This window comes from Nakamurella sp., from assembly GCF_048594475.1.
GTDB lineage: Bacteria > Actinomycetota > Actinomycetes > Mycobacteriales > Nakamurellaceae > Nakamurella.
In genome coordinates this window covers 1-21229 of the sequence record NZ_JBMDXT010000331.1, presented here as the reverse complement: position 1 = coordinate 21229, position 21229 = coordinate 1, and the positions used below count along the sequence as shown (strand labels likewise).

The window sequence follows — 21229 nt, the reverse complement described above, 5'->3', positions numbered from 1 at the left end:
GAGTATTCACACAGTCTGATCCCTACCTGGGCGAGTTTGCGCCGCCGTTCAGGTGATTTTCAGCCAGTCGTCTCTGCTGGATCGGGCGCGGTTGGCGCTACCGTCGGTCGACCTATTTGTCCGAGATGCCAGGGTTTGGCCGACCCACGATCACTCGACCGGAGCAGGATCCCACTACCTTCGTAGGCCAATTCGGCTACGTTACGCACCGGTAAGCCTCACGCGGGTAATCTTGCTCCGAATGGCCCACACTTTCGTTTGGCGCACTAGTATCTAGCTCGTGAATGGCCGACACCCGCTTGCCCGCGCGGACGCAGAGATCGTTGCTACGTTGCGTGCACGAGACGGCAGCCCCAGCGGTTACACCGAGTTGCAAACGGGCTGCCGCTTCGTCTATGCGACGCCGCATGCGCAACCTGCGCTGTGGGAGGAGTACCTGGCGGGCGCCATCACCAGCTACGGCCGCTACGGCGTGGAGTCGGTGCTCGAGTACGAGACCATCCGCGACGGCTCCACCACGACGCTGTTCATCGTGGCCCAGGCCCCGGACGGGACGGTCGTGGGCGGCATGCGGGCCCAGGGCCGCTACGCCTCACCCGCCCAGGCCCACGCCCTGGTCGAGTGGGCCGGCCAGCCCGGCGAGGCCCTGCTCTGGGGCGAGATCGAGGAGCGGCTGCCCCTCGGGGTGGTCGAGATGAAGTCGGGTTGGGTGGACGACCACTTCCCCCAGCGGCGACCGCTGACCGCGGCGCTGGCCCGGGTCATCCCGCACGTCATGGGCGTCATGCAGGCGCGGTACGCGCTGTGCACGGTCGCCGAGCACGCGGCCCCGTGCTGGGAGACCACCGGGGCCCGGCCGAGCTCGATGATCCCGGCGATCCCGTACCCGGACGAGCGCTACCGGACGGTGCCGATGTGGTGGGACCTGGCCACCGTCCGCGAGCTCAGCCACCCCGAGCAGTGGGCCCGGCTGACCGAGGAGGGGGTCGCCCTGACGGCGTCCCGCTTCGCCCCCGAGCGGGCCGAGATTTCGGAATGCACAGCCGCATGATAGGCAGATCGGGTGTCGCCCTCGATCAGCGCGCCCGATAGTTTTCGTCCCGTCCTCTTCCCGGACGACGAACCGCTCGACTCCCCCCGACTGGCGCAGCTGCGCGCCGATCCGGACGTCATCGTCCTGGACCATTCGGCCGCCTTCGATCGCCAGCTGGCCGCCCTGCGCCCGCCACCGAGTCCCGCGGCCGCCGCCGAGCCGTGCCGGTGGGCGTACTTCGCCTGGCGCCGGACGCTGATGACGCTGCCGGGTCCCGAGCTGTACCGGCGGATCCGATTCGACCGCAATCGCTACCACATCAGCTCCGCCGAGCAGGAGGGCTTCCGTCGCGCCCGGATCGGAATCGCCGGGCTGAGCGTGGGCCACTCGATCGCGCACACGCTGGCCATGGAAGGTCTGTGCGGCATGCTGCGCCTCGCGGACTTCGACGAGATCGAACTGTGGAACTTGAATCGGCTGCCCGCCTCGGTTCTCGATCTCGGCGAGAACAAGGCGATCGTGGCCGCCCGCCGCATTGCCGAAATCGATCCGTATCTTTCGGTCGAGGTGAACACCGCCGGAGTTCCCGAGAACGGCGTCGAAGAATTCGTGGACGGGCTGGACATCGTCGTCGACGAGTGCGATTCCCTGGACATCAAGATTCTGCTGCGAATTGCCGCCCGGAAACGACGAATTCCGGTGGTGATGGCGACCAGCGACCGCGGGCTGATCGACGTCGAGCGATTCGATCTCGAGCCCGACGCGGAGATCTTCCACGGCCTGCTCGGCCCGGTGGACGCCTCGACGCTGCGCGGGCTGTCCGCCCGGGACAAGGCCCCTTACGTCATGCGGATTCTCGAGCCGGCCCAGCTCTCCCCGCGGCTGGCCGCCTCCCTGGTGGAGACCGAGCGCACCGTGCTCAGTTGGCCGCAGCTGGCCAGCGACGTGATCCTGGGAGCGGCCGAGGTCGCGACCGCGGTCCGCCGGATCCTGCGCGGCGAGCCGGCCCCGTCCGGCCGCATCCGGCTCGATCTGGACGAGCAGCTGGCCGCGGTCCGCCGGCCGTCGGCCGGGGCGACCGACCAGGACGGAGCCGGCCGCACCGGCGGCCCCGGAACCGAGGCCGAGCCGGTGCCCGAGCCGGATCCGCGGCCGGCCGGCCGCCCGGAGACGGCCATCGAGGCGATGGTCGCGGCGGCCTGGCTGGCGCCGTCCGGGGGGAACAGCCAGCCGTGGATCATCACCCCGTCCGCCGACCGGGTCACCATCGCACTGCCGGGCGGGGGCCCGATGGTGGCGATGGACGTGGGCCATCGGGGCAGCTACGTGGCCGTCGGGGCGGCGGCGTTCAACGCCAGGGTCGCCGCCGCGGCGTACTCGGCGGCCGGCCCGGTCGACGTCGAGATCGACGCGGCGACGGGCCATCCCACCGTCACGGTGCATCTGGGTCAGGGCGTCGACACGGCCCTGGCCGCCGACTTCGCGCCCATGATCGACCGGATGTCCAATCGCACCGTCGGCGTTCCCCAGCCGTTCACCGACGACGAGCGGCGGGACCTGCACGACGCGGCGGCCCGGGAGGGCGGTCGGCTGATCCTGGTCACCGAGGCCGGGCCGCTGGCCGAGCTGGCCGACCTGCTGGCCGAGTCCGACCGGCTGCGCTACCTGACCCCCCGGCTGCACCGGGAGATGCTGTCGGAGCTGCGGTGGCCGGGGCGCGACCCGCTGGACCGCGGCATCGACGTGCGCACCCTGTCACTGGATTCGGTCGACCTGATCAAACTCGACGTCGCCCGACGGCGGGACGTCATGGATTACCTCGAGCAATGGAATCTCGGGGCGGCGCTGGGAGATCCGACCCGGGAGCGCGTACGTCACTCGTCCGGGATGGCCGTAGTGACCATCCGTGGCGACCGCCCGGCCGATTACGTCGCCGGAGGCATGGCCCTGGAACGGCTTTGGATCACCGCGAACCGGCTGGGCCTGGGCGCGTATCCCATCTCCCCGGTCTTCCTCTACGCGCGAAACGACAACGATCTTGCTTCTTTGACACCCAAACAGGGTGAGGAGCTTGCCACGATGAGGGATCACTTCAGTAGAATCCTTCGAATCGACGTCGGGGAGGCATGCGTGCTCGTCCTGCGGTTGGTTCACCGGCCCGGGCCTGCCGTGCGCAGCGGAAGGCGATGGCGTCGCAGCGACGTTCAGGCCGATCTCGAATGACCCCGACATGCGGGAAGTAGGAAGCTCCGGTGCCGAAAGCCGGCCTTGAAGAACTCGTCACCCAGGCCGCCGTCGACCTCATGGGGGTCACGGCGGCATCACTGCACAAAGCCACCGAACAGTTGTTGGCCCGCCTGGTCGAGTATTTCGAGGTCGACAACAGTTTTCTGCGGCGCAACGACCACGTGCGGCGGGCGACCCTCCTGGTCGCGGAATGGCCGCCCCGGCTGGACAAGCCCGATCCCGACCCGCTGGCCTTCGTCTACTTCGAGGGGGCCGACCCCGCGTTCGCGGCCTCGGAGCACCTGTCGACGGTCCTGATCACCCGGCCCGGCACGGTCGGGCAGGAGGACGTCGACGACACCGAGTACCAGGATCTGGTGCGGCGGGCGTCCGGGGTCGAGGTCGGAGTTTCGCTCGCCGTCGTGCCGCTGCTCGGGCCGGACGACACCATGGGCGTGCTGGGCTTCGTCAAGTACGGCGACCGCAAGTGGAGCATCGCCGAGATCAACGCCCTGCGGGCGGTCGCCGGGCTGCTGGCCCAGCTGCAGGCCCGGGTCGACGCCGAGGAGCGCCTGCTCTACCTGGCCTACCACGACGAGCTCACCGACGTGGCCAACCGCCGGTCGCTGATCGACCACCTCACCGAGCGCCTGCAACCCGGGCAGCCGGGTCCGGTCGGTCTGATCTTCATGGACGTCGACCGGCTCAAGGCCTTGAACAGCTTCTTCGGCCACGCCGCCGGCGATCAGTACTTGCAGACCCTGGCCTCCCGCCTGCACGAGCGGATCGAGGGCAGCCACCTGCTGGCCCGGCTCGGGGGCGACGAGTTCGTGCTGGTGATGTCCGGCAGCACCGACGAGGTGGGCGCCCGGACCATGGCCGAGGACCTCCGGTCGGTCGCCAACGAGTCGATCCAGGTCGGCGGCGAGGAGGTCAGCCGGGCCGTCAGCATCGGCGTCGCCCTCGGCTTCCCCGGGCTGTCGTCGGCCTCGGAACTGATGGACCAGGCCGATCAGGCGATGCTGGAGGCCAAGAGCCGCGGCGGGAACGAGATCGGCGTGTTCTCGGCCCAGATGCGGCAGGCCAACGAGATCCGCACCGACATCGAGCTGCACATCGGTGCCGCCATCCGCAACGGGTCGCTGCTGCTGAACTACCAGCCCGAGGTCGACCTGCGGGACGGCCGCATCCTGGGCGTCGAGGCGCTCGTCCGGTGGCCGCACCCGACCCTGGGGCTGCTGCAACCGGGCGCCTTCATCGACGTGGTCGAGGCGACGAACCTGGCCGGTGAACTCGGCCGGTGGGTGCTCGGTCAGGCCTGCCTGCAGCAGCGCCTGTGGCAGCGGCGCTTCCCGGACCACCCGCTCAACGTGGCGGTCAACATCTCCCCGGCCCAGCTGATCACCCTCGACTTCGTGGCCACGGTGGCCCGGGTGCTGGCCGAGCACCAGATGGACGGGCAACGCCTCACCCTGGAGATCACCGAACAGGCCCTGGTCCGCGACAACGACCAGGCCCTGGCGACGCTGCGCGGGCTGCAGGAGATCGGCGTCCGAGTGGCCATCGACGACTTCGGGACCGGCTACAGCTCGTTCGCCCAGCTCAAGACGCTCCCGGTGGACATCCTCAAGATCGACAAGGGCTTCGTCCTCCAGCTCGGGACCAATCCCGACGACCTCGCGATCGTCCGGTCGATCATCGGTCTCGCCGGCGCCCTGGGCATGCAACTGGTGGCCGAGGGGGTGGAGACCGAGATCGCAGCGGGCATCCTGGTCGAGATGGGCTGCACCCACGCCCAGGGCTTCCTGTTCTCCCCGCCGCGGCCGCCGGCCGACATCGAACGCATCCTGGCCGTCGGCGGTTGCACCGCCATGGCCCCGGTCGACCCGCTGGACGGCTTGGCGCCGTCGCCGCTGCGGACGGCGTCCGGGTACGACGGGCCGACGGTGCCCGCATCGCTGGCCACCCGCCGGTTCCGCGAGTCCGAGCCCTGATCCCGGGGCCCGGGATGGGTCCGGGCCCCGGCGATCAGCCCCCCGCCTGGTGCGGGTAGCCGACCGACGTCGGGGCCACGAACGTCTCCTTGATCGACCGAGGCGAGGTCCAGCGCAGCAGGTTGGCCGGTGAACCGGCCTTGTCGTTCGTTCCGGACGCCCGGGCTCCGCCGAACGGCTGCTGGCCCACGACCGCGCCGGTCGGCTTGTCGTTGATGTAGAAATTGCCGGCCGTGTAGCGCAGGGCGTCGGCGGCCGCGGCCACCGCGGCCCGGTCCCGGGCGATCACCGACCCGGTCAACCCGTACGGCGAGGCCTGGTCGACCTCCCGCAGCACCGCGTCGAACCCCGCGTCCGGGTAGACGTAGACGGACAGGATGGGTCCGAAGTACTCCTGGCCGAAGATCTCGTCCCGCGGGTCCGTGCCCTGCAGCAGGGTCGGTCGCACGAAGTAGCCCTGCTCGCCGTCGTACCGTCCGCCGGCCAGCACCGACACCGAGTCGGTGGCGTGGGCCCGGTCGATCGCCGCGGTGAGCCGCCCGAACGATCGGGCGTCGATGACCGCGCTGGTGAAGTTGCCCAGGTCCTCGACCGACCCGACCGTCAGCGCCTCCGTCTCGGCGACGAGCCCGTCCCGGACCCGCCGCCAGACCGACTCCGGCACGTAGGCCCGGGAGGCGGCCGAGCACTTCTGGCCGGAGTACTCGAACGCGCCCCGGACCAGCGCCGTCCGCAGCACGTCGACGTCGGCCGACGGGTGGGCGACGACGAAGTCCTTGCCCCCCGTCTCGCCGACCAGCCGCGGGTAGCTGCGGTAGCCGGCGACGGCGGCCCCGACGGTCGCCCAGAGCTGCTGGAAGACGCGGGTCGACCCGGTGAAGTGAATGCCGGCCAGGTCACGGTGGGCCAGCACGACCTCGGAGATCTCCGGACCCGCCCCCGGCAGCATGTTGATCACCCCGGGCGGCAGGCCCGCCTCCATCAGCAGATCCATGGTCAGCGATGCGGCCAGCTGCTGCGTCGGGGACGGCTTCCACACCACGACGTTGCCCATCAGCGCCGGCGCGGTGGGCAGGTTGCCGGCGATCGCGGTGAAGTTGAACGGGGTGACCGCGTAGACGAAGCCCTCCAGGGGGCGGTGATCCGTCCGGTTCCAGATGCCCCGGGCGTTGGCGATCGGCTGGTCGGCGAGGATCTGCCGGGCGAAGTGCACGTTGAACCGCCAGAAGTCGGCCAGTTCGCAGGCGGAATCGATCTCGGCCTGGTAGGCCGTCTTGGCCTGGCCCAGCATGGTCGCGGCGTTGATCCGGGCGCGCCACGGACCGGCCAGCAGGTCCGCCGCCCGCAGCAGCACGGCCGCCCGGGAGTCGAAGTCCAGCGCCCGCCAGGACGGCGCCGCCGCCAGCGCGGCATCGACCGCGCGCCCGGCGTCGGCCTGCACCGCGTGCGCGCTGGTGCCCAGCACCCGATGGTGATCGAACGGGGCGACCACGTCGAACGGTGCACCTCCGGGCCGGTGCCGCTCGCCCCCGATGACCGCCGGCAGGTCGAGGGGGGCGGTGAAGCCGGCCAGCGCATCGACCAGCGCCGCCCGCTCCGGCGAGCCCGGGGCATAGTCCAGCACGGGCTCGTTGACCGGGTGCGGCGGGTGGGTGACGGCGTCCATGGGGCGTTCCTTTCGGCAGCTGGTCGGGGCAGGCCCGCCGGATCAGGACGTGCTGGTCAGCGAACGGAGGAAGAACAGGAGGTTGGCCGGGCGTTCGGCGAGCCGGCGGGTGAAGTAGCCGTACCAGTCGGAGCCGTAGGGCACGTAGACGCGCACCGTCTTGCCCTCGCCCACCAGCCGCCGCTGCTCGTCCGGCCGGATGCCGTACAGCATCTGGTGCTCCCAGCGGTCCGGCGTGCGTCCGGCGTCGCTGGCCAGCTTGTCGGCGATCGCCACGATCCGCGGGTCGTGGGAGGCGATCATCGGGTAGCCCTTGCCGACCATCAGCACCTTCATCGCCCGGACGTAGGCCAGGTCGATCTGGTCCGGGTCGGTGTAGGCGACGTCGGCCGGCTCGTCGTAGGCGCCCTTGACCAGCCGGACGCGCGACCCCGGCCCGCTCAGCTCGGCCAGGTCCTTGGGCGTGCGCAGCAGCATCGCCTGGATCGCGATGCCCACGTCGGGATGGCTGCGCCGCAGTTCGAACAGCACCTCGAGGGTCTGGTCGACCGTCGTGTGGTCCTCGATGTCCAGGGTGACCCGGGCGCCGGCGGCGTAGGCCGGGTCGGCGATCCGCCGCGCCCCGGCCAGCGCGTACGCGTTGCCGCCGGACGGCAGGTCCGGCGAGGCGAGCAGCGCCTGCCCGACCGCCGAGAGCTTGACCGACAGCTCCGTCCCGGCCACCTGCCCGGCCGCGGTGAGGGCCTCGACCAGATCCAGGTACGCCTGGACCGCGGCGTCGGCGGTCGGCCGGTCCGTCGTGCCCTCGCCCAGGTGATCCAGGCTGACCCGCATCCCGTCGGCCCGCAGGCGCCGGACCGCGGCGACGGCGTCGGCGGTCGTCTCCCCGGGGATGAACCGGTCGACCACCCCGCGGGTGAGCGGCGTCCTGGTCAGGGTCTCCCGGACGGCGCCGTTGCCGGACAGCGCCAGGATGGGCTTGCGCAGCAGGAACATGGTCGCCTCCTCCGGGCTCCGCCGGCCTTCTCCCCCATCTCAGCACGGACCGGCCGGCGGCGTCAGGCCGGTCGGCCGGGCGGGTCCACGGGCCCGCCCGGCCGGGCCCGTCACCGTCGCAGTTCCAGGGCGCCGCCGATCAAGCCGATCGCGGCGGCGCCGCCGAGCACCAGGGCCGGGGTGAGCAGCTGGACGGTGCCGCCCGGCCGGGCGGCGCCGGCCGCCACGAGCAGCGCGGCCAGCAGCAGGACCAGCAGGGCCACGCCGAGCGCGACCACCCACCGGACGGTCGAGGCGTTCCCGGTCGACCGGCCCAGGGCGGCAGCGGCGATGACCCCCAGCAGGCCGAGCGCGCCGAGCGCCACGAACAGGCCGGCCGGCAGCCCCCCGACCCGGCCCAGCGCCACCTCGACCAGGGTGAACGACGCGTCCGGGCCCGTCCGCGAGTGCACCACGGCCAGCGGGGTCACCGCAGCCAGCGCGAGCAGCAGGATCGGGCCGCCGACCCGCGCCCGGCGCCGGGCCCGCAGCAGGTCGTCGACCCGGACCTCCAGGGCGGTGAGCCGGCGGGCGGCCTCGCCGGCCGGGCCGCCCCGGGTGGCACGCTCGTCGTCGGCGGAATTCAATGGTGGCCTCATGCCGACGAGGGTGCCGACCGGCCCTGAAGCATCGCCGAAGGTTCGCTCAAGATCTCGGGATCGCACACGCGGGAGGCGTCATGGACATCGCCGGATCGTCCGCTCTGGTCACCGGAGCCGCGTCCGGCCTGGGTGCGGCCACCGCCGCCGCTCTCGCGGGGGCCGGGATGACGGTGATCGGCCTGGACCTGGCGGCCGGATGGGAACGGGCGGCGTCGCCGCCCGCCGGGGTCACGGCGGTCGACGGCGACGTCACCGACCCCGACGACGTGCAGGCCGCGGTCGCGGCGGCCGTCGGGTCGGCGCCGCTGCGGGTGACGGTCACCTGCGCCGGGGTGGCGACCGCCGGCCGGATCCTGTCCCGGGCCGGCGTGCACGACCTGGCCCTGTTCGACCGGGTGATCCGGGTGAACCTGGTCGGCACGTTCAACGTGCTCCGGCTGGCCGCGGCGGCGATGGCCGCGGCCGATCCGGTCGACGAGGCCGGCCAGCGCGGCCTGATCGTGACCACCGCGTCGGTGGCGGCGTTCGACGGGCAGATCGGTCAGGCGGCCTATGCGGCGTCCAAGGCCGGGGTGGCCGGCCTGACCCTGCCGGCCGCCCGCGATCTGGCCCAGTCCGGCATCCGGGTCGTCACCATCGCCCCCGGGATCATCGACACCCCGATGATGGCCGGCATCACCGAGGAGTTCCGGGCCGCGCTGGCCGCCGGAGTACCGCACCCGTCACGACTCGGGCGGCCGGACGAGTACGCCAGGCTCGTCCTGGCCATCGCCGACCTGGACTACCTCAACGGCGAGGTCATCCGGCTGGACGGTGCGCTGCGGATGCCGCCGCGCTGAGCGGTCCCGGCCCGCCCGGCCGGGCCGGGCTGGCGGTGTCCTCGCCCGCTCGGCCGGCCAGGGCTTCGGTGACCTCGCCCGCTCGGCCGGCCAGGGCTGTCGGTGACCTCGCCCGCTCGGCCAACTAGGCTGGCCGGGACCACCCGGTCGCCCCACCGGACCGACCGGGGCAAGGAGGGAGCAGGCGTGGCGCTGCGTCGTAAGTCCCGCAGGAAGGCGACCAAGCCGTCGGGTTCGTCCGGCGGACGGGCGAGGTCGAGCGGAGCGGCCAAGGCCGCCGGTTCGGGCGGAGTCGTGGGCCTGCTCAGCGACCCGCGGGCCATGCGCCGCCTGCTGCTGGCCGCGAAGATCGTCGGCCCGGCCGTGGCGGCGGGCGCGCTGCGCGCGTCCACCGGGGTCCGCGGCGTCCTCGACGAGCGCCGGGCCAAGCAGCTGGGCGTTCCGATCGAGGACGTGGCCGAGTACCGCGGCGCGGCCGGCGAGGTGCAGGCCCGGATCGTCGGCCTGCGCAATGCGCTGCACGATCTGCGGTCCCGGCGGGGCACCGATCCGTCCGTGACGCGGTTCGTGGACGGCACGATCGCCCGGCTGGGCGAGCTCTCGGCGGCCGCCGCGGCCACCGCGACGATGCCGTCGCCCACCCGCCGGTCCGCCCTGCGGGCCATCTCCGCCGACCTGGACGACGTCGATGCACAGCTGATGGCGTACCTGGTCGGACCGCGCGCCGTCTGACCGTGGCCCATCCGAGAACGGTCACCGGACCGCGGGCCCGAGCCCGCCCCGCGGCCCCGGCCCGCGCGGCCCTGGTGGCCGTGCTCGTGCTGCTGGCCACCGTCGGGTTCGCCCTCCCCGCCGCCGCCCACGCCAGCCTGGTCGGCAGCGACCCGGCCGACGGGGCCACGCTGGCGACCGCACCGGCCCGGGTGACCCTCACCTTCGACGACGCGCTCGAGGACTTCGGGCCGGTCGTCACCGTCACCGGTCCCGACGGGAACCAGTACCAGTCCGGCGACGCGGTCGTCGACGGGGTGACCCTGAGCACCGCGGTGCAGTCGCTGCCGGCGGCCGGCACCTACACCGTCGCGTACCGGGTGGTCTCCGACGACGGGCATCCGGTCGAGGGCCAGCTGCGCTTCGAGCTCACGGCCGCGCCCGCGACCCCGGTCTCCGGCCCGAGCCCCTCGACCGGCTCGAGCCAGTCCGCGAGCCCGATCCCGATCACGGCGACGAGCACGCCAGGCACCTCCACCGGCACGGCCGGACCGGCCACGACGTCGGCGCCGGGCACCCCGGCCCCGATCACCACCCCGGTGGTCACCACCGATACGGGCGCCGCGGCCGCGAGTTTGACCGGCGGCACCCCGGTCTGGCCGTGGCTGGTCCTGGCCCTGGTCGCCGTCCTCGCGGTCGGCACCGTCCTGGTGCTCCGGCGCCGGCGGGCCGCCGGCGCGGCTGACCCGGACGGCCCGCCGGCCGCCGATCGCTGAGCCCGACCCGGGGCGGATCCGCCGTCAGCCCCCGATGGGCGGGCGCACTCCGGTGAGCTCGACCGAACGGTCCCACAGCCAGGCCGCCTCCGCGGTGTCGGCCATCGGCCGGCCCACCGACCGCGGGGTGGGGGTGCCCCGGACCCCGAAGCGCGGGCCGACGACGACGCCGCCCGCGACCCCGGGTGCGGTGGCCGCGGCCACCTCGGACCGGGCGCCGGCGGCGGGCGAGCTGCCCAGCAGCGCGGTGGCCCGCCGGGAGAGCACCACGAACCGGCCGGCCCCGTCATCGGGCTGGGCGACGGCGGTGGCCGACCAGCCGGGGTGGGCCAGCACGCTGGCCACCGTCGAACCGGCGGCCTGCAACCGGCGGTCCAGCTCGACGGCGAACAGCCCGACGGCCAGTTTGGACTGGCTGTAGGCCCCCATCGGGGTGTACTCACCCTCGAGTCCGAGCCCGTGGTCCAGCCGCCGCGCCCGGCGGGCGGCCAGGGAGGTCACACTGACGACGCGGGCCGCCGGCGATCGTTCCAGGGCCGGCAGGAGCCGGCCGGTCAGGGCGAAGTGGCCGAGGTGGTTGACGCCCATGTGCCGCTCGAAGCCGTCCTCGGTCAGCTCGCGCCGGGGCACGAGCATCACTCCGGCGTTGTTGACCAGCAGGTCGACCGGTCCCTGGGCCAGCTGCGCGGCGGCGAACTCCTCGACCGAGGCGAGGCTGGCCAGGTCCAGATGGACGACCCGCACCAGTGCCTCGTCGAACTCGTGCCGGATCCGCAGGGACGCCGCGACGCCCTTGTCCAGGTCCCGGACGGCGAGCACGACATCGGCCCCGGCGCCGGCCAGGACCCGGGCGACGGCGAAGCCCAGCCCGGTGTTGGCCCCGGTCACGATCGCCCGCCGGCCGACCTGATCGGGCAGGCCGATGCTGCGCCATCTCCCCTTCACCGCGGTCGCGTCCCTTCCCCCACCGTCCCGGCCACCTTCCCGGTCCCGGGACCACCCGTCACGAACGTTCCTGCATCGGCATGATCACTTCGCGGACGATCAACATGATCGCCGCCGCCACCGGCACGGCCAGGATGGCCCCGGTCACGCCGAGCAGGGCGGCGCCGATCAGGATCGCCACCACCACCCCGCCGGTGGAGATGTTGACCGTGCGCCGCATCACCCGCGGGTACAGCCAGTACGCCTCGAACAGATGCTGGCAGAGGTAGAAGGTCCCGGAGATGATGCCGATCGCCAGGCCCTGGGTGAACCCGATCAGGGTGATGGAGACACCCACGATGATCGGCCCGACGACGGGGATGAAGTCCAGGACCGCCGCCCCCAGGGCGATGGCCCACGGGTAGGGCAGGCCGATGATGGCCGAGAAGACGCCGGCGACCAGGCCCGCCTGAAGCGCGATGATCGTCGCGCCGGACAGGTAACCGCCCATCTGCTTGAGGATGCGGTCGCTCAGGTCCATCACCCGGGCCCGCCGCGAGGCGGGCACCAGCCGGTACGCGGCCGCCTTGATCCGGTGGAACCCGGCCAGCAGGTACAGGGTCAGGATCAGCACGATCAGCAGGTCGGCGAACACCGTGGCCACCGTGAACCCCGCCGACAGGATGCCGCCGGCCGCCCCGCTGCCGACGTTCTGCACGATGTTGGAGTTGCGCAGCGCGTCGAGCACCCCGAAGCGCTGGTCCAGGTCGCGGATCGTCTCGTTGGTCTGCAGGTTCGTGATCAGCACCGGGACCGAGTTGATGAACGACCCGACCTCGTTGACGATCGGCGGGATGATCGCGTACACCGCGGCGGCGATCACGGCCAGCAGGCCGAGGAACACCACGGCGACGCCGGCGCCCCGGCGCAGGCCGCGCCGGGTCATCATCGACACGAGCGGGTCGAGGCCGATCGCCAGCAGCGTCGCGATCGCGATCAGCAGCAGGGTGTCCCGGATGCTGTCCAGCACCAGGAACGTGATGTAGGCGATCAGCACGCCCAGACCGCCGAGGAATCCCCACTCGAACGGCGAGGCGCGACGGCCGGTGACCCGGCCCTGGCCGGCGGCGGCGGCGGGCGCGGCCTCGGCACCGGCCGCCGCCTCCTCCGACGCGGCCAGGGCCCGCTCGCTCACCACCCGGGCCGAGATCGTGTGCATGGCCGACCGCAGCCCGGCCCGGCTGCGCCGCCACCGCTCGGACTGGGCCCGCGCAGACTCCGGTGACCCGTCCGGCTGATCGCCCGGACCGCCGCTCGGGTGGTCGCGCGCCAGCTCGGCCAGCGCGTCGTCGATCGCGGCGTCCAGGGCCGCGTCGGCGCCCTGCGGCTCCGCACCGCCGCCCGCCGGACCGGCGGGCGGCTCCACGGCATCCGGATCACCCGGGCGGGCTGCCGCCATCAGGTGGCGACGAGATCTTCGTAGTCGGGGTGCTCGCCGATCCACCAGGCGACGTACGGGCAGGTCGGCACGACCTTCACGCCCTCTTCCCGGGCCGCGTTCAGCAGCTCACGCACGAGGTCGGAGGCCACCCCGTAGCCGCGGGACGCCGGCTCGGTGTAGGTGTGCACGATGTTCCACTTACCGGGCAGCCGCCGGTAGTCGGCGACCGCGACCTCGCGCCCGTCGATGGTGAGCGAGAACCGGCCGTGGGACTTCTGGTGCTCGATCGACCGGGTCCGGGTCGGCCCGGCCCCGAGCGGTTCGAGGCTGGTCAGATCCTGGGTGCTCTGATCGGACATCCCGACCCCTTCTGCAATGGACTGTCGGCGTGCGTCGCAGCCGCTGGCATCGTGACACATTCGCGCGGTGCCGCTCGCCGAGGGTCATCGGGTCGAGGCGACCTGCGCCTGCCCATCATGCGCCGGGAGGGTGCCCGAAGGCGCGCCGGTCCACACCGGGGACCAGCTCGCCCGGACCGGCGGGGCGACGCTCGACCCCCCGGAACCGACCGTCCCCAGCCCGATCCCGGCGCTCGGACCGGCGCCGGCCGGGATGCCGTCCGGGCCGGTGTCCGGCCGGGTGGCCGGTCCCGGGTGGTCGTGGTGGTCGGCACCGGGATCGGCGGCCGGACGGTGCCCGGGCCGGGCCGCCTTGGCCGCGTACAGCCGGGCGTCGGCCTGCTGCAGCAGGACCATCGGGTCGGTCTCGCGCCGGTCGGTCTGCGACCACCCCACGGTCACGCCCACCCGCACCCACCGACCGGGGATCTCGACCGGCCGGGACACCGCGGCCCGGATCCGGGCCGCCACCTCGGCCGGCCGGGGCTGACCGGACCCGCCGGACAGCAGCACGGCGAACTCGTCGCCGCCGAACCGGGCGACGACGTCCGTCGACCGGATGACGTCGGCCAGCCGGTGGGCCACCTCGACCAGGACCCGGTCGCCGACCAGGTGGCCGAGCTCGTCGTTGATCTGCTTGAAGCGGTCCAGGTCGACCAGGAGCACCGTCACCGGGTGCCGGTCGATGTCGTGCGCCGCCAGCCGGCTGCGCAGCTGGCCCAGCAGGTACGCCCGGTTGGGCACCCCGGTCAACGGGTCGGTCCCCGCCTGGGCGGTGCGCGAGATGACGGCGCGCAGGCCGGCCAGCGCGGCGATCATCGCGATGGCCAGCAACGGCAGCAGCACCGGCTGGCTGGCCGCCAGCACGGCCGGGATCGGCGCGGTCAGGTCGAGCGTCCCGATCATGGCCTGGCGGCGCCAGTCGGCCAGGTACGCCCGCGGCGTCGTCGCCCCGGCCAGCACCTGCGAGGTCATCACGAGCAGCACGTTCAACCCCTCGATGACCACGCTGAGCACGATGGAGACCGGCAGCATCGCCCACCCGGGCACCTGGTCGGTCCACCCGCACCAGTGCCAGACGACCGCCAGCACGCCGGCCGCGGCCAGGCCCTGGACGCCCCACAGGGCGGTGTTGAGCACGACCCGCCACCACCGCATCCGCAGCACGACGGTCATCGCCAGCCCGGCCACCACGAAGACGATCGCGGCGTGCGGCCCGTAGACCATCAGGGCGGCGATGGCCAGCGGGGTGGAGAAGATGAACTCGTCGAACGGGTTCGCATGCCGCATCCACGGCAACGCCGGGTAGGCGTCGGCGAGCAGGATCAGCGCCAGCAGCAGCAGGGCGCCCGGCTCGCGGACGATCTGCGGCAGGTCCGGGCCCGGCGCCGACGCGTGCAGCGCGACGAAGCCGCCCACCAGCACGGTCAGGCACCCGGCCAGCCACCACCGCAACCGGGCGGGCATGCGGCGCAGCGGCAGCGCCATCGGCCCGTCGGCCGGGGCGGCGGGTTCGGTCCGGACGTCGGTCATGCCAGCGGCCTCTCCGGCAGGCGGGCGCCGGCCGGCCCGTCGGTGGGCGCGGCCGACCAGCACACGCCCGGCCACCCGGCGGTCGGACCGGTCGCGGCGCCCTGCAGGCTGACCGACCAGACCGGCGGACCGATCAGCGGGTCGGCCGGCCCCGCGGTGACCGTCGCCGCAGGCCCGGACCCGAACGCGGACCCGGTCACCGGGCCCGTCCCGGCCGGGGTCCCGGGCCCGGCCGCCGGGACGGCCGGTGCCCGTCCGGAGCCGCGCTTGTGCCGGTACATGTCCAGGTCGGCCTGGGCCAGCAGACCGAGCACATCCATCGTCGGATCGGCGGTGGAGGCCACGCCGACCGACCCGCCGACCACGATCTCCCGGCCGTCGACGGCGACCGGCTCGACCAGGGCCGCCCGGTAGCCCTGGACCGCGGCCGCGATCTGCACACCCGTCAGGCCGGGGGCGAGCACCACGGCGAACTCGTCGCCGCCGTACCGCGCGACCACGTCGGCCCGGCCGGCCGCGGCCTGCAGCCGGGTCGCCACGGTGCACAGCACCCGGTCGCCGGCCAGGTGCCCATAGGTGTCGTTGACCTGCTTGAACCGGTCGAGGTCGATCAGCAGGAGGGTGACCGCGTCCCCGGGCCCGGCGTCCGCGATACGCCCGGAGAGCACCCGGATCAGCCGCAGCCGGTTGGCCAGCCCGGTCAGTGAGTCGGTCCGGGCGGCCGCGGTGCTGCGGTACATCGTGGTCGACAGCCGATTGAGCGAGACGATGACGATGGCCACCGACGGCAACGCCCACCAGCCGTCCAGCGCGAGCGCGGCGAGCAGCGGGGCCGCGATCAGGCTGACGCCCCAGATCCGCACGCTCCGGTTGAACCAGGCCCGCTGGGCGCGCCACGTGTGCACGCCCAGCTCGATCTGCGCCCACCCGCTCAGTCCGGCGGCCAGGGCGACGACGAGGGCGCCCATCAGCAGGCCCCAGGTGGCCAGCCGCCACCCGCCTGCGGGCATCACCGGGTCGAAGGTGTCGGCGTACCGGGCCAGGACGGCCATGGTCACCCCGATCAGGCCCATCGCGACCATGTTCAGGGCGATCAGCCACCACCGGCCGGTCCGTCGCGAGTAGGCCGCGGTGAATCCCGACAGCAGGAACAGGGTCGCCGCCGCCGGCCCGAAGGCCAGGATCGCGGCCAGGGACAGGGCGGCCGACCACGAGTAGGTCACGCGGCTGCGCACGTCGCGCATGGACGGGGTGAGCGGGTACAGATCGGCGAGCAGGACGAGCGAGGTCAGCAGCAGGAAGCCCGGGTCGGCCAGCACCTGCCCCGGGCTCGGGTCGCTCGCCCGCAGCAGGACCAGCGGATACCCGACCAGCACCACGACCCCGCCGACGGCCAGCAGCAGCCGGAATCGGCGCGGCGTGGCGCGGAGCGGTTGCCAGGCGATGTCCGGCGTCGATCGGCTCACGTCCCCTGCCCCTCCCCTGGGCTCGACCACAGATCGTACTCGTGCGGTTGCGCTCCGAGTTCTCGTCCGGGCGCGCGGACTCACTCCCGGATCACCCTCGGCGAACCGTTCGCGGCATCCGGCGGCGCGCCGGATGCCCGAACGGGGCACCCGGAACCGGACCGTTCACCCACCGAGATCGCGCTGCGCGAACTCCCCGGGCGGGCGGGGCGTCCGCGCGAACCACGCACCACCCGAGGGAGTGGCCGGCGCCGGACGCTGATACGACCCGGTCGGGTGCCTCCGGGCCCGCCCCGGATCGGATTCGGTCGACCAGGGTCGACGAGGGTCGAGCACCGGACGGACGCCGGCCGGCGACCGCAGGCGGGTCCGGCGCGCCGGCCCGCCCGGTGTGGCAGGGTCGGATCATGGCGGACGCGGACATCATCGTCGTCGGAGCCGGCCTGGCCGGACTGGTCGCCGCGGTGGAGGCCGCCGAGGCCGGGCGCTCGGTCCTGCTGCTCGACCAGGAGGGCCCGGAGAGCCTGGGCGGCCAGGCCTGGTGGTCGCTCGGCGGGTTGTTCCTGGTGAACTCGCCCGAGCAACGGCGCCTGCGCATCCGGGACTCGGCGGAGCTGGCGCACGAGGACTGGATGGGTGCGGCCGGCTTCGACCGCCCCGAGGACCACTGGCCGCGCGCGTGGGCGCAGGCCTACCTGGACTTCGCGGCGGGCGAGAAGCGGGCGTGGCTCAAGAGCAGGGGCATCGGCCTGTTCCCGGTCGTGCAGTGGGCCGAGCGCGGTGGGTACGAGGTCGGCGCCCACGGCAACTCGGTTCCCCGCTTCCACGTCACCTGGGGCTCCGGCCCGGGTGTCGTCGACCCGTTCGTCCACCGCATCGCCGAGCTGGCGGACCGGGTCGAGATCCGCTTCCGTCACCGGGTCACCGCGCTGACGGTCGACGACGGCCGGGTGACCGGCGCCGCGGGCCAGATCCTGGAGCCGACCGCGGGTGGCCGGGGCGAGCCGTCGTCCCGCACGGCGGTCGGCGACTTCACCCTGACCGCCGGCGCCGTCGTGGTCGCGTCCGGCGGGATCGGCGCCAACCATGAGCTCGTCCGCCGCTACTGGCCGGGGGGCCCGGCCGCGGCGCCGGCCGAGATGCTCTCGGGCGTCCCCGACTCGACCGACGGCCTCATGCTCGAGGTGACCGAACGGGCCGGCGGCCGGCTCATCAACCGGGACCGTATGTGGCACTACCCGGAGGGGGTGCGCAACCACTCGCCGGTGTGGACCGGCCACGGCATCCGCATCCTGTCCGGGCCGAGCCCCCTGTGGCTCGACGCGTTCGGCCGGCGGCTGCCCGCGCCGCTGTTCCCCGGGTTCGACTCGCTCGGCGCGCTGCGGCACATCCTGTCCACCGGCCGGTCCCACTCCTGGTTCCTGCTCGACCGGGCGACGGTGGGCCCGGAGTTCGGCCTGTCGGGGTCCGAGCAGAACCCGGACTTCGCCCAGAAGTCGGTCAAGTTGCTGCTGACCACCCGGGCCGGCGGCAAGATCACCCCGCCGGTGCAGGCGTTCCTGGACAAGGGCGCGGACTTCCTGACCGCCGCGACCGTTCCCGAGCTGGTCGCCCGGATGAACGCGCTGGTCGGCGAGGACCTCGTCGACGCCGACGAGGTGCAGCGGCTCGTCCGGCTGCGGGACCACCAGGTGCGCACCGGGCTGGGCAAGGACCCCCAGCTGGTCGCGATCGCCGGTGCCCGGCGGTACGTCGGCGACCGGAAGATGCGCATCGCGCCCCCGCACGAGCTGGCGGGCGACCCGGACGGCGGCACCGGCCCGCTGGTGGCGGTGCGGCTGTCGGTGATCACCCGCAAGACGTTGGGCGGGCTGGAGACCGACCTGTCCGGCCGCGTGCTGGGCGCCGACGGCCAGGTGGTGCCCGGCCTCTACGCGGCCGGGGAGGCGGCGGGATTCGGCGGCGGCGGCATGCACGGCTACCGGGCGCTGGAGGGCACCTTCCTGGGTGGCTGCCTGTTCTCCGGACGGGTCGCCGGGCGCGCGGCGTCCGGCGCGGTCTGACCACGCCGCTCGGCGACACCGGGCAGGATGGGGCCATGAGCGCCTCATCGACCCGGCCGATCCGCATCGGCGTCCAGCTCCAGCCCCAGCACGCCGGCTACGGGCAGATCCGCGACGCGGTGCTGCGGGCCGAGGACCTCGGGGTCGACGTCGTCTTCAACTGGGACCACTTCTACCCGTTGACCGGCGACCCGGATGGCAAGCATTTCGAGTGCTGGACGATGCTCGGGGCGTGGGCCGAGCAGACCGAGCGGGTCGAGTTCGGCGCCCTGGTCTCCGGTGGCGGCTACCGCAACCCCGACCTGCTGGCCGACATGGCGCGCACCGTCGACCACATCTCCGGCGGCCGGCTCATCTTCGGCATCGGCGGCGGCTGGTTCGAAAAGGACTACGACGAGTACGGCTACCCGTTCGGCACCCCGGGCAGCCGGCTCGCCCTGCTGGCCGACAACCTGGACCGCATCACCGCCCGCTGGGCCCGGCTCAACCCGCCCCCCACCCGGGACATCCCGGTGCTGATCGGCGGCGGCGGCGAACGCAAGACGCTGCGCCTGGTCGCCCGCCACGGCACCATCTGGCACGCGTTCGGCGGCCCCGAGACCCTGGCCCGCAAGTCCGCGGTGCTGGCCGAGCACTGCGCCGCGATCGGCCGGGACCCCGCCGAGATCGAACGATCGAGCGCCTGGCCGGCCGGCGACTCAGATGACGCCTCGTCGGCCCGGGACGCCCTGATCGAGCTGGGCATCACCCTGTTCACGGTGGGCGTCTCCGGCCCCGACTACGACTTGTCGTCGGTGCGCGACGCCGTCGTGTGGCGGGACCGGCGAAACACCGAAACCGGGTGAATCGCCGGGTCGTCGTTCACCAAAAAGTCACGTCACAGATCGGTATCGACACGCCGTAGACGGCCCTCCTGACCACATATAAAGGCAGGGAGAGTCGTGCACGCCGCCGACGGCCGTTCCTCGGGGAGGACGGCGGGACGCGGTGGGGGGCCGGCTCCGGGGTGAACGATGCCCGCCGGAGAAGACGGCGGGTCGAGGGGACGAAAGATCGCAATGACGGCACTGCACGAGGCGCGCCTGCAGCCGGACGTGTACGACGACGACGACATCCTGCTTCCGCTGCTGGAGCACGCGCCGCACGCGGCGCTGCGCCTGCCCGACGGGCGCATCATGGCCTGGGCCGAATACGGCAGTTCGCGCGGGCTGCCGTGCGTCCTGATCCCGGACACCGGGTCGTCCCGGCTGGCTCCCGGCTGGCTGCTGCACGACTCCGCCCTCCCGTCGGCGATCCGGTTGCTCGCCATCGACCGGCCCGGCATCGGCGCCTCCGACCCGATCGGCTTCGGCGGCACCGAACAGCCCGCCGAGGATCTGCGCCGCCTGGTCGAGACGCTCGCCGTCGGCCGGGTCGCCGTCATCGGCATCGGGCGGGGCGCGGACGACGCGTTCGCCTTCGCCGCCCGGTACCCCCGGCTGGTCTCGTCGGTCTCCGCGGTGTCGGTCCGGCTGCCCGGCACCGAGCGCAGCCGGCGCTCGTTCCGGCACCCTCGGCGCGCCACCCGCCAGCCGTGGTCGGGCCCGCTGGCCTGCTGGGTGCAGACCGCCGGTCGCGACGCCGACCTGACCCTCGAGTCGACCTGGCGGCGGATGCTCGACCGGCTGCCCCAGACCGCGGCCGAGGTGCTGGGCGACCGGTGGATGGAGTCCGACTTCCGGGAGGCGGTGGCCGCGGACGCGGCACTGATCAACCCGGCATGGACCGCGCCGGCCCGGGACACCGACATCCCCACCTGGGCGCTGGACCCGACGGCGATCGGGGTACCGGTCGAGGTATGGCACGGCAAGCACGAGTCGGGCACGACCCTGGCCGCGGTGGAGGAGTTCGCCGGCGGCCTGCCCGGCTGGACGGTCCGCCCGGCGGCCGGCAGCTCTGCCGTCCTGGGCGCCTGGACCGACATCCTGTCCGTGGCGACGCGGAGCTTCTTCGTCGCGAACTAGTCGGCTCTCCGGCACGGACACCAACGAATCGAGGGGCCAGTTCCGGTCGCTCCCGGCACCCGGGACGGGCCGGAAGTGGCCCCTCGATCTCGCGCTGGGCCCGGCGGGGTCAGACCGGCGGGAGCTGGTGGGTGGCGATCAACCGCGCATACCACTTGGCCGAGTCCTTGACGGTCCGCTCCAGGGTGTCGAAGTCGACCCGGACGATGCCGAACCGGCGGTCGTAGCCCCACGCCCATTCGAAGTTGTCCAGCAGCGACCACAGGAAGTAGCCGCGGACGTCGACCCCGGCATCCAGGGCCTGGCCGACCGCGTCGATGTGGTCGTGCAGGTAGGCGGTCCGGTCCGCATCCGGCACCGAGCCGTCCGCGGCGACCGTGTCGTAGAACGCCGCGCCGTTCTCGGTGACCATCAGCGGCAGGTCCGGGTAGCGGCGGCCCATGTCGGTCAGCAGTTCGACCATGCCGGACGGGTCGATGTTCCAGCCCATCGCCGTGTACGGGCCGGGCTGCGTGAGGA

Annotated in this window: 18 protein-coding genes; 9 read left to right on the top strand and 9 right to left on the bottom strand. The window is 73.4% G+C overall.

Going from position 1 to position 21229, the window contains the following annotated elements:
- Positions 1-331: 331 nt before the first annotated feature.
- The 3 genes from ACOJUF_RS15075 to ACOJUF_RS15065 are packed head-to-tail and all read left to right on the top strand — an operon-like array spanning position 332 to position 5253.
- Positions 332-1051: a hypothetical protein gene (locus ACOJUF_RS15075; protein ID WP_420122646.1), complete on the top strand. Its 720-nt coding sequence runs from the start codon at positions 332-334 to the stop codon at positions 1049-1051.
- Positions 1052-1063: 12 nt separating this feature from the next.
- The gene (locus tag ACOJUF_RS15070; protein ID WP_420122645.1) at positions 1064-3256 is read left to right on the top strand and encodes an Rv1355c family protein; all 2193 of its coding nucleotides are present in this window, start codon (positions 1064-1066) and stop codon (positions 3254-3256) included.
- Between the two features lie 29 nt (positions 3257-3285).
- Positions 3286-5253, top strand: coding sequence for a putative bifunctional diguanylate cyclase/phosphodiesterase (locus ACOJUF_RS15065; protein WP_420122644.1), 1968 nt, complete (start codon positions 3286-3288; stop codon positions 5251-5253).
- A gap of 34 nt (positions 5254-5287) precedes the next feature.
- Here the strand turns inward: ACOJUF_RS15065 and pruA are convergent, their stop codons facing one another.
- The 3 genes from pruA to ACOJUF_RS15050 form a co-directional block, all read right to left on the bottom strand.
- On the bottom strand, positions 5288-6919 hold the full coding sequence (pruA, locus tag ACOJUF_RS15060; RefSeq protein ID WP_420122643.1) for an L-glutamate gamma-semialdehyde dehydrogenase: 1632 nt from the start codon (positions 6917-6919) through the stop codon (positions 5288-5290).
- A 42-nt stretch (positions 6920-6961) separates the two neighbouring features.
- Positions 6962-7909: a proline dehydrogenase family protein gene (locus ACOJUF_RS15055; protein WP_420122654.1), complete on the bottom strand. Its 948-nt coding sequence runs from the start codon at positions 7907-7909 to the stop codon at positions 6962-6964.
- A 116-nt stretch (positions 7910-8025) separates the two neighbouring features.
- Positions 8026-8553, bottom strand: a complete 528-nt coding sequence (locus ACOJUF_RS15050) for a hypothetical protein (protein ID WP_420122642.1) — start codon at positions 8551-8553, stop codon at positions 8026-8028.
- 80 nt (positions 8554-8633) lie between these two features.
- Here ACOJUF_RS15050 and ACOJUF_RS15045 point away from each other — a divergent pair, with 80 nt between their 5' ends.
- From ACOJUF_RS15045 to ACOJUF_RS15035, 3 genes are all read left to right on the top strand, one after another.
- On the top strand, positions 8634-9395 hold the full coding sequence (locus tag ACOJUF_RS15045) for an SDR family NAD(P)-dependent oxidoreductase (protein WP_420122641.1): 762 nt from the start codon (positions 8634-8636) through the stop codon (positions 9393-9395).
- Positions 9396-9581: 186 nt separating this feature from the next.
- Positions 9582-10127 (top strand): DUF6474 family protein, encoded by a 546-nt coding sequence (locus ACOJUF_RS15040; protein WP_420122640.1) that lies wholly within the window; start codon positions 9582-9584, stop codon positions 10125-10127.
- Between the two features lie 2 nt (positions 10128-10129).
- Positions 10130-10882, top strand: a complete 753-nt coding sequence (locus ACOJUF_RS15035) for a copper resistance CopC family protein (protein WP_420122639.1) — start codon at positions 10130-10132, stop codon at positions 10880-10882.
- Between the two features lie 24 nt (positions 10883-10906).
- Here the strand turns inward: ACOJUF_RS15035 and ACOJUF_RS15030 are convergent, their stop codons facing one another.
- The 5 genes from ACOJUF_RS15030 to ACOJUF_RS15010 all read right to left on the bottom strand — a co-directional run bounded on the left by ACOJUF_RS15030 (position 10907) and on the right by ACOJUF_RS15010 (position 16644).
- A complete protein-coding gene (locus tag ACOJUF_RS15030) occupies positions 10907-11827 on the bottom strand; it encodes an SDR family NAD(P)-dependent oxidoreductase (protein WP_420122638.1) in 921 nt (306 codons plus the stop codon).
- Between the two features lie 58 nt (positions 11828-11885).
- Positions 11886-13265, bottom strand: a complete 1380-nt coding sequence (locus ACOJUF_RS15025; RefSeq protein ID WP_420122637.1) for an AI-2E family transporter — start codon at positions 13263-13265, stop codon at positions 11886-11888.
- Positions 13265-13606, bottom strand: a complete 342-nt coding sequence (locus ACOJUF_RS15020; protein WP_420122636.1) for a GNAT family N-acetyltransferase — start codon at positions 13604-13606, stop codon at positions 13265-13267. The genes ACOJUF_RS15025 and ACOJUF_RS15020 overlap by 1 nt, the downstream gene beginning before the upstream one ends.
- A gap of 84 nt (positions 13607-13690) precedes the next feature.
- Positions 13691-15178, bottom strand: coding sequence for a diguanylate cyclase domain-containing protein (locus ACOJUF_RS15015; protein ID WP_420122635.1), 1488 nt, complete (start codon positions 15176-15178; stop codon positions 13691-13693).
- Entirely contained in the window at positions 15175-16644 is a 1470-nt protein-coding gene (locus ACOJUF_RS15010; protein WP_420122634.1) for a diguanylate cyclase domain-containing protein, read from the bottom strand. Before ACOJUF_RS15010 ends, ACOJUF_RS15015 begins: the two co-directional genes overlap by 4 nt.
- A gap of 407 nt (positions 16645-17051) precedes the next feature.
- Between ACOJUF_RS15010 and ACOJUF_RS15005 the strand changes: the two genes are divergently transcribed.
- From ACOJUF_RS15005 to ACOJUF_RS14995, 3 genes are all read left to right on the top strand, one after another.
- Positions 17052-18707 (top strand): FAD-binding dehydrogenase, encoded by a 1656-nt coding sequence (locus ACOJUF_RS15005; RefSeq protein WP_420122633.1) that lies wholly within the window; start codon positions 17052-17054, stop codon positions 18705-18707.
- Between the two features lie 35 nt (positions 18708-18742).
- On the top strand, positions 18743-19552 hold the full coding sequence (locus ACOJUF_RS15000; protein ID WP_420122632.1) for an LLM class F420-dependent oxidoreductase: 810 nt from the start codon (positions 18743-18745) through the stop codon (positions 19550-19552).
- Positions 19553-19765: 213 nt separating this feature from the next.
- Positions 19766-20710, top strand: a complete 945-nt coding sequence (locus ACOJUF_RS14995) for an alpha/beta fold hydrolase (RefSeq protein ID WP_420122631.1) — start codon at positions 19766-19768, stop codon at positions 20708-20710.
- A gap of 109 nt (positions 20711-20819) precedes the next feature.
- On the opposite strand, the gene ACOJUF_RS14990 is transcribed toward ACOJUF_RS14995, so the two are convergent.
- Positions 20820-21229, bottom strand: a 410-nt coding sequence (locus tag ACOJUF_RS14990) for a family 1 glycosylhydrolase (RefSeq protein WP_420122630.1), incomplete at its 5' end; no start/stop codon positions are given.

Bases quoted from the DNA above. Each gene is read 5' to 3' on its own strand.
- ACOJUF_RS15000 (WP_420122632.1), top strand. From the start codon at position 18,743: ATGAGCGCCTCATCGACCCGGCCGATCCGCATCGGCGTCCAGCTCCAG.
- ACOJUF_RS15015 (WP_420122635.1), bottom strand. From the start codon at position 15,178: ATGACCGACGTCCGGACCGAACCCGCCGCCCCGGCCGACGGGCCGATG.
- ACOJUF_RS14995 (WP_420122631.1), top strand. From the start codon at position 19,766: ATGACGGCACTGCACGAGGCGCGCCTGCAGCCGGACGTGTACGACGAC.
- ACOJUF_RS15020 (WP_420122636.1), bottom strand. From the start codon at position 13,606: ATGTCCGATCAGAGCACCCAGGATCTGACCAGCCTCGAACCGCTCGGG.
- ACOJUF_RS15025 (WP_420122637.1), bottom strand. From the start codon at position 13,265: ATGGCGGCAGCCCGCCCGGGTGATCCGGATGCCGTGGAGCCGCCCGCC.
- ACOJUF_RS15005 (WP_420122633.1), top strand. From the start codon at position 17,052: ATGGCGGACGCGGACATCATCGTCGTCGGAGCCGGCCTGGCCGGACTG.
- pruA (WP_420122643.1), bottom strand. From the start codon at position 6,919: ATGGACGCCGTCACCCACCCGCCGCACCCGGTCAACGAGCCCGTGCTG.
- ACOJUF_RS15050 (WP_420122642.1), bottom strand. From the start codon at position 8,553: ATGAGGCCACCATTGAATTCCGCCGACGACGAGCGTGCCACCCGGGGC.
- ACOJUF_RS15045 (WP_420122641.1), top strand. From the start codon at position 8,634: ATGGACATCGCCGGATCGTCCGCTCTGGTCACCGGAGCCGCGTCCGGC.